9 protein-coding genes and 1 pseudogene are annotated in these 14260 nt (G+C 40.3%); 3 read left to right on the top strand and 7 right to left on the bottom strand.

Annotated elements, in window-relative coordinates; all coding sequences use genetic code 11:
* The first annotated feature begins 27 nt into the window (after positions 1-27).
* The gene (locus H6G41_RS04005; protein ID WP_190743825.1) at positions 28-147 is read left to right on the top strand and encodes a photosystem II reaction center protein J; all 120 of its coding nucleotides are present in this window, start codon (positions 28-30) and stop codon (positions 145-147) included.
* A gap of 150 nt (positions 148-297) precedes the next feature.
* Here H6G41_RS04005 and H6G41_RS04010 read toward each other — a convergent pair whose 3' ends face one another.
* The gene (locus H6G41_RS04010; RefSeq protein ID WP_190743827.1) at positions 298-438 is read right to left on the bottom strand and encodes a photosystem I reaction center subunit VIII; all 141 of its coding nucleotides are present in this window, start codon (positions 436-438) and stop codon (positions 298-300) included.
* Between the two features lie 112 nt (positions 439-550).
* A complete protein-coding gene (locus tag H6G41_RS04015) occupies positions 551-3328 on the bottom strand; it encodes a hypothetical protein (protein WP_190743829.1) in 2778 nt (925 codons plus the stop codon).
* Between the two features lie 237 nt (positions 3329-3565).
* Between H6G41_RS04015 and H6G41_RS04020 the strand changes: the two are divergent.
* Positions 3566-3679 (top strand): annotated as a pseudogene (locus tag H6G41_RS04020) (Uma2 family endonuclease); the annotation flags it as partial.
* Between the two features lie 303 nt (positions 3680-3982).
* Here H6G41_RS04020 and H6G41_RS04025 read toward each other — a convergent pair.
* The 4 genes from H6G41_RS04025 to H6G41_RS04040 form a co-directional block, all read right to left on the bottom strand.
* On the bottom strand, positions 3983-4228 hold the full coding sequence (locus H6G41_RS04025; RefSeq protein WP_190743831.1) for a hypothetical protein: 246 nt from the start codon (positions 4226-4228) through the stop codon (positions 3983-3985).
* 3 nt (positions 4229-4231) lie between these two features.
* Positions 4232-5170 (bottom strand): hypothetical protein, encoded by a 939-nt coding sequence (locus H6G41_RS04030; protein ID WP_190743833.1) that lies wholly within the window; start codon positions 5168-5170, stop codon positions 4232-4234.
* 164 nt (positions 5171-5334) lie between these two features.
* Positions 5335-6111 (bottom strand): RNA polymerase sigma factor SigF, encoded by a 777-nt coding sequence (locus H6G41_RS04035; protein ID WP_190743835.1) that lies wholly within the window; start codon positions 6109-6111, stop codon positions 5335-5337.
* 1008 nt (positions 6112-7119) lie between these two features.
* Positions 7120-7950, bottom strand: coding sequence for a photosystem II manganese-stabilizing polypeptide (locus H6G41_RS04040; RefSeq protein ID WP_190743837.1), 831 nt, complete (start codon positions 7948-7950; stop codon positions 7120-7122).
* A 757-nt stretch (positions 7951-8707) separates the two neighbouring features.
* Between H6G41_RS04040 and H6G41_RS04045 the strand changes: the two genes are divergently transcribed.
* Positions 8708-9061: a hypothetical protein gene (locus tag H6G41_RS04045; protein WP_190743839.1), complete on the top strand. Its 354-nt coding sequence runs from the start codon at positions 8708-8710 to the stop codon at positions 9059-9061.
* 104 nt (positions 9062-9165) lie between these two features.
* On the opposite strand, the gene H6G41_RS04050 is transcribed toward H6G41_RS04045, so the two are convergent.
* Entirely contained in the window at positions 9166-14193 is a 5028-nt protein-coding gene (locus tag H6G41_RS04050; RefSeq protein WP_190743841.1) for a hypothetical protein, read from the bottom strand.
* Between the last annotated feature and the right edge of the window lie 67 nt (positions 14194-14260).

Genomic DNA, 14260 nt, shown 5'->3' on the forward strand with positions numbered 1-14260 from the left:
GATTTGTTGTTAAGGGAGGAGAAAACTGTGTCTGGAAGTGGGAGAATTCCTCTGTGGGTCGTCGCTACGATCGCAGGTTTAGGTGTCATAACTGTTTTAGGCATTTTCTTTTACGGAGCCTATGCCGGAATCGGTTCTTCAATGTAATAGTAGCTGGAGCCGAATAGCATAATTAGTGTAGATTTTCTAGCATTTGTTTAGAAATCAACATTATGAAAAAACCGCCCATCTCACGGAGATAGGCGGTATTAATTTTTAATGGGTCATTAGTTGTTGGTTAATTGAGTTATTACTCAATTAGGCAATATCTTCGCGTTCAATGTATAGAAACAAAAACGCAAATACGGCAATGGGTACGCCCCAGCCAATGATGGGAACGAATAGAGCAGGTAAGTAGGAAGTACTAGCCAAAATCGAAGGCAAAAGTTGAGATGCCATAGTCAATGATTCCTGTTAAATTACACTTCAATTCAAGATGAGCTTACTGCAAATTCTGTCTCATTTTTTAAATTCTAAAGATTTTTAACACAGCCGCAGTTGTTAACCATGTCTAAATACCTAATAGTTCATCTAATTGCAAAGTTGGTAAATCTGGCGGAATCACAACTCGTGACAGCGATACTTTGTCGCTTTCTTGTTGGGTTTGGGGGTTAAGGGCGATCGCCTCAACGCGCATTTCTAAGCAACCAAAAGGAATATCTAATTGGGTTGTCAGCTCTAACCTTCCCGCAGAATTGGTCTGTAAATTCTTCAGTAAATGCGGGCCGTCAATCAACCAGCGGCTTTGACAATCCTCAATCCATAGCTTCACAATCACTTCTGAGGATACTTGAGGTATTTCCACACGCACCCTTACAGATGAGCCGGCAATGAGTTCGCCTTCTGGTAAATATAATTTTGGCGTTGGTAATAGTTCGACAACTGGGCTAGCCATTCGCGGCAAAGGCGATCGCTCTGCTATTAATGGTACCTCTGGTACTTCCTCTTCTACAGTCAGGCTTTCTGTTACCTCTACCTCAGGTTCTTCTTCAATATAAATATCATCTACAACAATTTCTTCCCGCTTGGGTAGGGGTATCTTTTGATAACGCGGTGGCGGTGGCGGTGGGGGAACTGGTAGTGATGGGGTGGAATATTCTTTTGAGAGGTTATCTGCTGTCTCTAAATCATGTTGCGCGATCGCTAGCCAATCTGCTGGTATTTCATCAGTATCTGTATCAAGAGAGGAAATTTCTGACACAGTATAATCACGGTCATTATGAGTAATTACAGTCTCAGGCACTACAACATCAAGATCATCATCTTGGTCTTGTAAATGAATAGGTTCAGGTAAAGAGAATCCCTGATTTTCTAACCATTTTGTAATCAGCGGTGATGAGTAGGGGTTACCTTCGATGATTAATTTTGGATTAGGGGGAGTCGCTGTTGTTGGTACAGGTTGCTCAATTACTTCTGGAGTAGATGGACTAGCTATAGGCGGTACAGATTGTTCAATTAATTCTGAACTAGGCGGAGTTGCTGTTGATGCCACAAAATCATCTATTAACTCCGGACGAGGTGAGTTAGTGGCTTCCGCAATATAGGCATCGATCAATTTAGAACGCCGAGAAACAGATACTTCTGTAACAGAAATCATCTGAGATGGTTGATTGCTGATGGATAATTCAGTTGTATTGTCAGTCTCAGCTAAAGTACTATGCAGTAATTGTGAGTTGTTTGGAGAATGCAAGCTAATGCCATCGACAACCTCACTTTTTGCCGCTTCCTCTTCATCGGTCGCAGCCGTTAACGGCTTCAAGTATGGAAATGTACTAGCAAGCATCGACATGCGCCGATTTTTAATCACTAGTTGCTCCATGTTGACAGTAGCTAAGGTTTCTACTTTCTCCAAGCTTTCTAGCTGTGTAGCCAGTTCTGTTGTCGTCGTTTCTGCTGTCAAAGAGCCTGCCAAAATCTCCGTATCCACTGGCTTAATTGGTGGAAGAGGCGGCATATTAGGTAATTCTAGTGCTCGATGGCTATCTAATGATTTTTTGCGCGATCGCGGTTTAATTTCTGGCGGTAAAAATTTATTCTCTAAAGTCAGAGACTGGTCTGATGGTACAGCTTTAACTAAATTCAAAAGTGACAAATCAATCCCAACTGCTCGTTCAGGAACTTCAGCAACTTCTGACTCCTCAAGCTCAAGTGGAGTATTCGTAACTGCCGCTGTAATTGCTAGTAATTCGCTAACAACTGCTGTAATTGTGAATGGCTGGCTAGCTAACAGTGTGACTTCACCAAGATTAGTCAGCGCACCATACAAACTTACCTCAGCTAAAATTAATTTTGATTCGCAATCAGCAGGAATATTAATTGAAGATTCAATATTAAAAGGCAATAGTTCATTCGGTAATGATTGCTTAACCTCGTTTAAAATGTCTGATTTAACAGGTGAACGTAGCGCAATTCTTACTTCTAAAGAATAAAGACTTTCTAGGTAAGGGATCTCTACTGCCAAATCCATTTTTTCTTGTAGTTCTACCCGCCCATTAATAGTCAAAGTTCCACCCCAGCGAGCAACATAGGTTTCTTGCTCTAGATTCAGCGATAGTGGTGGTAATGCTGGTTTTATTTGTGGTTCTGCTAGCAGTTCCTCATCCAAAAGAGATTCACCGCTAGGTAAAGCTAAATCTATTAAATTTTGTAAAATTTGCTCGGCCGTCACACCTCTTACCCACACAGGGTTAACAGGTTGATCGATCGTTATATCTTCTTCTTGATCGTCAATTAGCTTTGTGGTGACAGAACTAGTTTGAGTTGCAATTGTCGGTCTTGGTTCACTAACAGATGAGTTTTGTTGTTGTGTATCTGTAGATGCTACTGAATTACCAGCTAGCAAATTTTTCACATGAATAGTGGTTAATTCATCAGTGGAATCAAATACCAAACTATTTCCATTGTCTGACTCAATTGATGGGATTACCTGCTCATCTACAGGTTGTGGTAAAACTCGTAAATAAACGTTGTACTGCCAAGATTTACCGAGAATATCCGACATTAAATCACCAGAGCATTGCAGCTCCCAAATTCCCGGTTTGAAGTAAGTATAGGGAATTACCGCCATTAAGCCTTCTGCATTAGTGCGCCGCGATCGCTTTTGAATTCGGCGCTTAGGTGGTACCTCTTGGGTAGAGGAGTGAATTACCCTTACTTCCACATCCATATTGGGACGGTTAGAACGAGCCAAAACTCTATACCGACCCTCTATAATTTCTCCTTTTGGCGATTCCAGGGTATGCCAAGCGCGATCGCCCTGTCTCTGTATCAGAAATTGCCAGTTGTCCATTGTGAGTGATGCCAAGACCGAAGACCAGCTGAGTAATATTTTGCATTACTTGCTTGCCAGTTTACCTCAGCAATTTACAATTGCATAATATTAGACAAAGTTTTGCACTAAACATCCGCACTGTGCAGCAATTCGTCGCAAACAAGCATGTTAAAACCACCATAATTTATATTCACATACTTAGGTGTTGTGGTACATATGTCCCTAAACCCGCAAATTAGAGATAATATTTCCAGAGTTGATGGCGAATATCAGGTAAACAAGTTTCGAGAAAGCGATCGCATCATCTCCCAAACCTTTCCTCAATTGAATGTGACTCCAAACCAAATTTTTCAGGCTGGTTTAGTGTAGTTTCTTAATTATGTAATTCGTAATTCTTTAGAGAATACTTGTAAAATAAACCTTAAAATTACTTAGTTTAGCAAAATCAAATAGTATCCTATATTGAAAATGGGGCATAGAGCATTGATATTTATACCTCATTTGTAGTAATTCTGCTGACATAAGAATTATACTAACGCCAGTTGGAGCATACTCAAAAACTATGCCCATGACTAGTAATCAGTAAAAATACTAGCTCATAGCCCCTAATATTATTGTTCATGTGTACTGCTGTACTTACTGTTATAAGTACTACTTATTACCTCAAAATCCTTAAATGCTATAGCGATTTCGATAATAAGCCAGAATTTGCTGAACTAGTTGACGATTTTCAGATGTAGGGTTTGATTTCCAAGATAGCCATAAGCCTTCAATTTGACTTTGATAATAATCAAACTGGAGGGATGATTGGGGAATCAAACCCACTTCTAAGCCTTCCACTTGACGTAAATGAGCCGCTATCTCTCGATAGACTGCTAATGGCAAGCCAGCAAATTCAATTTTTTCTTTAGTCTCCATTCCTTATGAAGCTCCGACAGCAACAATATGTTGGGATGGCATTGTCCAAGAAACAGGACTTGTGCCAGGATTTGTAGTTGGTGTTGCTGAATTGGTAGGATTATCGCCTACCATTCTGGCAACTTCAATACCATATTGTTCCACAATCACAACAGGATTGGAGCCTTCATTCATTTCAATACGTTTAATCAAAAGCCCGTTAGCCAGTCGCTGTCCGGCTTGCACGTAGCGACTAGTAGGTTCATTTGGTACTTGAATAATCGCCTGGAGTTGTTTGCCAATTAAAACTACACCAGTTACCAGCACGGATCTTGCTAGTTCCGGTTGTGGTCGTTCTGGTAATACAGACACTAGCTTTGGACTAGGAACAACTGGCGGTAATACTGGAGTGAGTCTAGGCAACAATTTAGGGGCTACTTTCGGCGCTTTCGGCAGGACTTGCGCCAACTTAGGCGCACTATTATTTGGTGCAGAATTGGCCTTTGTATTGCTGACAGGTGGGTTTAAACTAACTGATTGTACAGCACTGCGTACAGGGACTTTTGTTGCCGACGGTTTAGCAATTGGTAGGGGTGGTAACTTAGGAACAGGTTTTGCCGTACTGCCAACAATTCCGAGAACCGTTGGTTGAACAATTTCGGCAAAGGGGTCATTTCGACCTTTTGCTACCATGACTAACCGCTCTGTAGCATTAGTGGGTTGAATTAAAGTAGAAGATGGACTATAAGTTGCAGATGCAACTTTTGATACCTGTTTACCAGGCACTATTGGATTATTAAAAGATGGGGTAGCTGATGGCGGTTTAAGTGCTGGTTTTGTAGCTGGGGGAAGATTAGCCGCAGGACTAGGATTGCTAGCCTGTGGTGTTTCTTCAGAACTACATCCAACGATCGCCAACATGAAAATGGCTACACCCGTAATTGTGGAATTTTTTCTACCCATTAGCCGTTCTCAAAAGCCATAGGAAAATTTGTTTGGAACATCAACATGCCGAAAATTTGTATTTAAGGCTAAGTCTGTTCCTTTTATAACCTAATTTTTTTTATTTCAATGGTTATTTTTAGTACTGTTAGACCAGCATAACTGCGGAGTAGACTCGTAGATAGTTAATCTTCAGCCACACCCATGAGATTTTTCAACAAATCCAACCCTTTTTTCACTCGCCGGGAAACAGTAACTACACTAATTCCTAAGTGTTCTGCTACTTGTTTTTGGGTCAAATCATGTAAAAAGACACATTCTAAAACTTCACGGGTACGCTGTTCTAGCTGAACCAAAGCTTGTTGCAGGCGTATTTGGTCTTCTTGTGCTAATTGAAAACTACGGTAGTGTGGATCTGGGACTAATTCACCAAGGCTGGTTGCGCCTTCTTCTCCATCTTGGATGGGTACATCCAGACTCAAAGGTGCACGATTGATCCATGCTAATTTAATTTCTTGCCATTCATCGGGGGAAATGTCCAGTGCGGCTGCTACTTCAGAGTCCGTCGGTTGACGATTATATTTTGCCCGCAAAGAACGCGAAACACCGATAGCTTGCTGTTGCAGTGCTAAGTAGCGTCGGGGGATACGCACAGTAACACCTTTATCTCGCAAGTAGTGTTGAATTTCACCACGAATGTAGGGAATCGTAAAAGAACTAAAGGCGTATCCTTTAGAAATTTCAAATTTTTCGATCGCTCTAATTAGACCTAAACAGCCGACTTGTAGCAAATCTTCGTAATTTTCATGGCATTGATTCATCCAGTAGTGAGCTTCTCTTCTCACTAACCCGAAATTAAGTTTGACGAGTTGATTGCGAATGTTTTCTGAGCGGGTTTGCTGATATTCTCGCAATAACTGCCAAGTTTCATGCTTTAGTTCGTTGGTGACTGTGGTAGGCATAGCACCGCATTTATTAGGCAGAGCAAAAAAAGCGTTTAGGATTTCGTTGCTAAAATTGGGTGCGATGGGATGATATCAAAGTCAATATCAACCTATATCAGCCAAATAAACCTATGGAACATCACAACTTAATGCTGAAAAAAACCATAGTTTAGTTTGGCGATCGCACCACATCTAAACAAGCGAATTTAGTATTTGGATTGTTATTAAGCTTTGGTATTACTTGCAGCTAAATAACTCTATACAGCCAAAATATAAAATTTCTCACTAAATTTGGAACCGAGATTGTACCGAATTTGAATTATGAAGTAGCCTGTTAACTGCTAAATACAAAAATAAACCTTTGCAAATTATGCCAAATAGTAAAAAAGAATGTGGGTAGTAAAAATACGTAAATAATTACTAGTAAATGAGAAAATTTTAAAAATACTCCATACATTGCCCAAAATATACGTAGTTCAAGGTTATGAATCAGTAATTCATAGCAAGTAAGTACTACTTTTCAGTACATTTTCTGCAATCAAATATTTCTTGGTTTTATAAATTTTGGATAGTAATTGTGAATTTAAAGTTGAATTTTATAATTTTCTAGTAATGATGATAATAAATAATTGATAACAATCAAATAAATACAGGTATTTTTCATTACCAATGTCTGATAATTTTAATTTATTTATATATAAATTTTATGTGTCTATTAAATATTTTTTTGGTTTAATTTTGGTATTAAATTGTTAGATAATAAATTGAAAATTATTGATAAAAAAATAAAGATTATCGTCCGAATATAATGCCTGTATGCTACCCAGATAGTTAATTTACTTAAAAATGATGTGAATTTATGAATTTAATAGGTTAGCGATCGTGCTTGTCATACGCATAAAAAAACACATACACCTGGTAATAAAAGGTGTATGTGAGTTAATTTTTGCATTCAAGCCTAATGCTTACAGAATTATTATGCCGATCTGAGTGACCGTCAGTTGCGGTACTCAAAATAAATTAGCCCTAATTTGGTTCAACACGAGCGTAGAACAAACCACGAATCTTGACTTCTTTAGGTTCACCAGCACCTAAATCGGTATCAGAGGGCTGTTCGCTCTCGAAAGTACCTGCAATTTCGCCGCTAGTGCTGTCTACTTTCGCTACTTGCAGGGAAATTTTGCCGCTAAGAATTTCCGCGCGCTTAACGTTAGTGCGGGTAAGTTCTTCATCATCCGCTTGAGCTGGTAATGCTACAGCATTATCATAACCAGTCACAACACCGCGACCTTTGGGATCTAAGAAGGCAGCACCACGATAGGAAGGTACTTTGAATGTGCCTTCAAAATCTGTGGAAGTATTAACGCTGTTCAAGCCAGGTTGTGTTTGAGCAACTAAGTTTTTGATGGTGAATAGGAAAGGAACTCGCTCACCACCAGGGAGTTGTACAGTGATAGCCTGGAAGTCAAGTCCATCTTTTTCTACAAATGTCAAGCTTTTATCTGCGTTAAATTTTAGATCGCCTTGTACCTGATCGATGGTAGAGGTATATCTGGTTAACAACTTACCAGCAACAAATTCTGCTTCTTGCCGTTTATTAGCGGGTTCTTCCTTGACGAAGAAATTAGTCGGTTCCAAGCAAAGTTCTTTGATGGAATAAGACTGGCTAGAATCGAGGGGAATGGAACCACGACTTGTTTCTGTTAGTTGGGGGCATTTGTTAGCCAAACCAGTGCCGCGAATTTGTTCATATGTGAGTACATCTCTACTACTGCTAGCAGATGAACCATCACTACAAGCTGTGATTAGCCCCAAGCACAAGGCCAAAAATGCAACAATTAAAGCGCGATACCTCATAGTCAACCTCAATTTCAAAAATTAATATCTAACGTTGTAAAACTGCACCAAAGTTTTGATCTCTGATGGAAAGCAGCCCTAATACTAGGGTTTATCAGGCGAATCGCCTTTAATGTTTCCCAAAGGGGTTGCTGTTAGCTAGGGTCGCCACCGCTCAAACTGATCTTTGCTAAACGTATGTCAACGTGTTGCTTGTGAGTCTAGGATAGAAATCCTAAGCTGGCCAGTACACTGCATCCGTTATGGATGTGTGGCCCCTATAGGGCAAAAACTAACCGGTTTAATATTCTCAGCATTTAGTAGAGTCTAGGCACATAAGTTAAGTATGGCCTGACATAGAGCGGTATTAGCCCTGAGCTTTCAGGAAAAGAAAAGGGGAAATTCCCTTCGTACTTTTCTATAGCGTATGGCAAAAGTGGCATCGCTTTAGACATTATGTATGATGTATGTGTCGCCACTACATACAGCCCTTTGTTTAAATAGGGAAATCAGCCAGATCATACGATTTTTTGAAACTCAAAATCAAAGCACTGTTGTATTAACTGAGAAGATCGCCTCTAGCTGATGTTGAAGTTGTACTTAAGGTCACGGCTTTGATTAAGAAGCGATCGCAATTCTGTTTCATCCCTAGGTTAATCTGTCTGGAGTCTGCCCTTATAGAAACAGTCAAGACACAACTACCAAAAAGACACTCGCTAATAAAAGCCAAAAATCTCCGGTAAATTTGAGTAGACTTGAATTTTAGGAAAAAGCTGGAATGAACAACGACAGAAGCTTAGATACAGAGAAATTGGCTTCTAAATTAGCAACGATCGCAACTACAGTGGATGATGCAGTACAAAGTTGTCAAGGAAATTCGATAGCTATTTTGGCGCTGCTGCGACAGTTAGAGCAGTTGCACCGAGAAATCCGCGATGGCGCTTTTCAAGAAACGTTACCCGACAACCGTCAGCAGCTTTACTCGTTACTGAAAGATATTGAGTCTGAGGGCGGTTGGCCTTATATTGAGCGGATGAAGCTGCAAGCTTTTTTAGCGAATTTACTCCCAGACGGCATCAGCGAGGAAAATAGTGATGGACTAGTTAATAGCGATCGCTCTTGTAGCTGGTAAGCTAGTCATTAAGTTTTGAGTTTTGGGTATTAATCCGATTGCGGTTTGCACCTCACACCCATAACTCATAACTACTTGCATAATTAGCAATTTTATGTATAGTACTAGGGCTTATGAATGATACCCTGACAAAGAGAGCGATCGCGCTGATCGACATTGCGATTGTGCTTAAGGTAATCATCCACCCAGTTACAACCACGCAGCAATAAATCGTCAATATTCAAATTCCAGAGAATAATAGTATTGTCATCGCTAGCCGAAGCTAGTGTTTGACCATCAGGACTAAAGCTGACACTTAATACTGCTCCCTTATGCCCAGTCAAAGTTTTGATCAATTTGCCCTCACGGCTCCAGAGTTTGACTGTACGATCCCAGCTAGCAGCAGCTAGTAATTCACCATTAGGACTGAAAGTCACAGCGTTAACGCTATCGCTATAGCCCTTTAACATGGTTTTTAACAAAGTACCATCCTGCTGCCATAACTTCACTGTATTATCCCAACTAGCAGAAGCTAGTGTTTGACCATCAGGACTAAAGCTTACACCTAATACCCAACTATCTTGAGGTGAGAAAGTTGTGAGCAAAGTTCCATCGCGCCGCCACAGTTTGATAGTTTGATCGTCGCTAGCTGAAGCTAACATTTGACCATCAGGGCTGAAATTAACGTTATTTACCCATCTTTTATGTCCCACCAAAGTTGTCAGCAAGCGACCATCACGGCTCCAAAGTTTGATCGTCTTATCTTTACCAGCTGAGGCTAATAGCTCACCATCAGGGCTAAAATTGACGCTCATCACACTATCGTTATGCCCTGAGAGTGTTTTCCATAAAGTACCGTCACGCCGCCACAATTTCACAGTTTTGTCATAACTGGCGGAGGCTAGCATCTCACCTTGAGGATCAAAACTTACACTAGGAACTTTATCTAGATGTCCTACTAAGGTTTTGTAGAGATGAGTTTTGACTTTATCGCTTTTAGTATCTCGCTGCCAGAGTTTGATGGTGCTATCGCGACTGCCAGAAGCTAACATCTGACCATCGGGACTCCAAGCGACACTTAAAACTTTATCCTCATGTCCTTTGAGGATTGGTAGTCTTGGCGCATCTAAACGCCATAATTTGACGCTTTTGTCATAACTGGCTGATGCTAGGAGTTTGTTATCTGGGCTAAAGGCCACACTAGAAACAGCATCACTATGCCCTTTAAAAGTCTCCAATAAAGTGCCTGTGATACTCCAAAGATTAATACTGTTATCATCACTGCCAGATGCCAACTTTTGACCATCAGAACTAAAGTTCAGGCTCCAAATCGTCTTGCTATCCTGTTGTAAGGTTTTACTAGGACGAAAATGAAAACCTTCTTTACTACTGTTGCGTTCTCTACGCCAAAGTTTGATGATTTTATCTCTACCCCCAGATGCCAATAATTGACCGTTGGGGCTAAAAGCGACAGCCATGACACCTTCTTTATGTCCTTGCAAGGTACTTACTAAGGTGCCATCTGTTCGCCAAATTTTCAGTGTTTTGTCTTCGCTAGCTGAGGCAATCAATTTACCGTCAGGGCTGAAAGTAACCCAGTTCACCCACCCTCGATGTCCCCTGAGGACTTTGACTAAATTGCCATTGTGATCCCAGAGTTTAATGGTTGCATCCTTACTAGCAGTGGCTAATAACTCACCATCAGGACTAAAACTCACACTATAAACCCAATCTCCATGCCCTTCCAAAATTTTGGATGGCTTTGGGCCAAATTCACCTGTCACAGGATTTTTGCGCCAGAGCAGCACAGTTTTATCTAAGCTGACAGAAGCTAAAGTCTGACCATCTGGGCTAAAGCTGACGCTGTTAACAGCATTGGTATGACCAGTGAGGGTTTGCAGCAAAGTTCCGTTAGAACGCCAAAGTTTGATTGTTTTGTCTGTACTAACTGACGCTAACAACTGACCATCAGGGCTGAAAGCTACACCCCAGACAATATCACTGTGCCCTTCTAAACGATTTTGCTCTTTGACACCATAAACAGCTTGTTGTAGGGCTGTTACCACGCGCATTTTCGTTTCTGGTTGCACTCCTTCTGCTAGCTTTAGCCTTTTCCAAGCTCGTAAACTTTCTAGTAAGGCATCAAATTCTTTATTTGAGACAAATAAAGCTTCGCTAGCAGCAGTAATAGCACTGATTTTAAAGTTAGTTTCACTACGTTCTGCCCTGAAACTTTGGAGAATGGCAGCTCTTTTCTGTAAATCAGCTTGCCACCATAATACTGCTATTGACCCTGCCATGATTGCCAGCGCTCCGCCTGCAATCCGGGCTTCTCGCAATCGCCGTTGTAAAACCAAATTCAGCTGTTCTTGAGAAAGCTTTTGCGCTACTTCTGCTCGGTCTTTTTCAAATCTAACTTTTTCTAGTTCAGCGACCATGCCATAGTTATTTTTTTGGCGGATTGGTTCAACTAAGTAATCATGAACCAGTTGATAGCGATCGCCTAATTCTTCTGGCTCTCGTAAAATTAATCCTGAACCTACCAAAATTTCTAAGATAAATTCCCAAGACGAATCAACATCAGACATCGTCGCCGAATTCTTTCCTAGAGCAGCGGACAAATCAGCTTTTGTTTTGAGTGGTCTTGTGCCTTTTTCATCGGTTAATTCAAATAATAGTTTCCAACTCCGCTCTTCATTTTCTTGTCCACAATCTTTGATCACTTCCTCAAGCCAGCGTTCTACTAGTTTTGTTGAGCCACCACAGAGTTTGTATTGTGCCAGAGTAGTAATATTTTCTGTTTGTAGTTGTGCGCCGACTATTTGTAGTTCAATTGGATGTACTTCATCTACTTCTTCTGCTAAATCGTGAACTAACTGATTAATCAATTCATCAGTGATTTCATAATGAGAACGTTGGGTTAAACTTTTGATGATATTAATCGCATCATTACTGTTAAATTTTCCGAGAAAATAGCGAATATCTTTATCTAAGATGTTTTTATTAATGATACCGAGATCGTATAAACCATCACTATTTTCTTTACTCAATCGTTCAAATTCTAATAAATAATGTAAATAATCTTCCCGAATAGCTAAAATTATCTTTACAAAGGCAATATTTAAACATTCACTAAAAAATTTATAAAATTGAATTTTCTTTTCCGGGGAAGTGCTGATAAAGAAAAATTCTTCAAACTGGTCAAAAATAATGATAATTGTGTGATTGCGTTCAGATGCTAAGCGAAGTTTTTCAATAAGTATAGTTGGGGTAATTTCTACAGCAGCAGATATTTCTGTTTCCGCCAGTACTTGATTGACGCTGCGTCCCAATGCTGTCACCCAATCCGTATACACGGATAAAACAATTGGTAAAGGAATCCGTTCGCCGATGAATTTTCCTTTTAAAGCTGGGACTAAACCTGCTTTGAGAATTGAGCTTTTACCTACACCTGATGGCCCGTGAATGACTGTCAGTTTGTAGTCAGCGCGAGTAATGCGTTCAATTAAACGATTAACATCTTGTTGGCGTCCAGAAGCAGCGATTTCTTGGGCGACTTCTTCCGGGATAAAGGGTATTGTTTGCGGCTCTAGTACAGGGTTAATTCGGTAGCGTTGTGGCTGCAATTGACTCGCCCCAATGAAAGCGCGAAAGCCGTATTGATGCTCTATTTGAATTTTTTCTTGTTTGAGGCTAAAGGCTTCTGTATAATCGTGACGTTCAACAAAGTAGAGCGATCGCAACTCTTCTAAAATTTCCAAATACAGTGATGGCTCATACTGTAACTCGCACACTACTTTTGCCCATTCTAGATTATTAATTGCTTCTTCCCACTCACCAAGATGTCTCTGTGTGCGCGCTAGCAATAACAAATACCAACTTTCCTGTCGCCGGGAAACTTCTGTCGCCTGTTCTGCTATCGAAAGTGCTGTATTTGCTAATTCATGAGCTAGTACCCAATTAGATTGAGAAGCCGCCACATCTGCTAAAAAGCCATAATCTTGGGCAATTTGTGCCTGATTACCATAATTTTCATGCAGCTTTAATGACTTTTGCGCTAATTCCTCTAAATCCTCCCACTCTTGTAAGCGTTGCAGCATTTCGCAAGCAGGTAAGATAAATTTGGCTACTAAATCTTGTCTTTGTGCTTCTTCTAATATCTCTAGACATTTCCTAAACCACAAAAGCGCATCTTGCCAGTATTTACTATCAGCACCTTGGTATAAGTCAGCCATGCGGCGATAACACAAGCCTAGATGGAAAACAACTACTGCTTGTCGCAGAAGTGGTGGTGAAGCTAGTCTTGGCGGGTGGGGAGAATATACTTCCAAATTCTCCTGTAAATCTCCAAATCCACTTTCTTCAGAACCTACCTGTTGCCACAGTTCCAAGCTTCTTTGATAATGAAATAAAGCACTATCAATTTGATCGTTAGCGTATTCATCACGACCTAAAACAAATTCTAAGCTGGCTTCTAATTCTGGTTCTAATTTAACTCCATATAGACGCAGTAAATCATTCCTTGCTGACTCAATTTCTCGACGATTTTGTGATTTAGGAGCTAAATCAAGCGCATCATTAGATAAAAATTTATCGGCACCAGCTTCTAAAACTTTAGCAAATAAAGATTCGGTTTCTTGGCGAACTAAAGCAATTAAATATTCTTTAGCTAGTTCAAATTTAATTGTAGTTGCCGCCCAACTTTTAAAATCAGGGGCTAATCTCGATAGCATTGATGCTACTTCATCTTGTAGCCAAAATATTAGTGGAAAGGGAAAAGTGGCAGCGTATATATCTCTGGCTTGATTCACACCAGCTAGAAAGTTATCCAGAGCCAAAATTGACTCAAGTCCAAAAACCATCACTGCTGATGGCAAAGCGTCTTTGGCTACCACAGGATGATCTAAAAACAGTTCTGTAATTATTTGCGTATGTAAAGCATTCGTTGAGGGTGGCAGAAATATTTCTCGGATATATATATCTTTAGTCAGTAAACGGAGATTGCCCAACATTTGCTCGCGTAATTGCCCATAATTACATCGGACTAAAATTAGGGCGAATTGGCCTTTAGAGAGCTTAATTGCCCGAATCATCCTTTGTAGAGCATGTTGATTGTCATTGACGATAGCTGCTGTGAATTGCCACTTTGTCATAAATAAAACCAGGGCTATAAAAGAAGAAAAAATTACACATTAAGCAGCCGAAATACTTAGCGATGCT

Source organism: Tolypothrix sp. FACHB-123 (assembly GCF_014697075.1).
Lineage (GTDB): Bacteria > Cyanobacteriota > Cyanobacteriia > Cyanobacteriales > Nostocaceae > Aulosira.

Excerpts from the sequence above, each read along its gene's own strand:
- H6G41_RS04010 (WP_190743827.1), bottom strand. The coding sequence starts at position 438 with ATGGCATCTCAACTTTTGCCTTCGATTTTGGCTAGTACTTCCTACTTA.
- H6G41_RS04015 (WP_190743829.1), bottom strand. The coding sequence starts at position 3,328 with ATGGACAACTGGCAATTTCTGATACAGAGACAGGGCGATCGCGCTTGG.
- H6G41_RS04025 (WP_190743831.1), bottom strand. The coding sequence starts at position 4,228 with ATGGAGACTAAAGAAAAAATTGAATTTGCTGGCTTGCCATTAGCAGTC.
- H6G41_RS04030 (WP_190743833.1), bottom strand. The coding sequence starts at position 5,170 with ATGGGTAGAAAAAATTCCACAATTACGGGTGTAGCCATTTTCATGTTG.
- H6G41_RS04035 (WP_190743835.1), bottom strand. The coding sequence starts at position 6,111 with ATGCCTACCACAGTCACCAACGAACTAAAGCATGAAACTTGGCAGTTA.
- H6G41_RS04040 (WP_190743837.1), bottom strand. The coding sequence starts at position 7,950 with ATGAGGTATCGCGCTTTAATTGTTGCATTTTTGGCCTTGTGCTTGGGG.
- H6G41_RS04045 (WP_190743839.1), top strand. The coding sequence starts at position 8,708 with ATGAACAACGACAGAAGCTTAGATACAGAGAAATTGGCTTCTAAATTA.
- H6G41_RS04050 (WP_190743841.1), bottom strand. The coding sequence starts at position 14,193 with ATGACAAAGTGGCAATTCACAGCAGCTATCGTCAATGACAATCAACAT.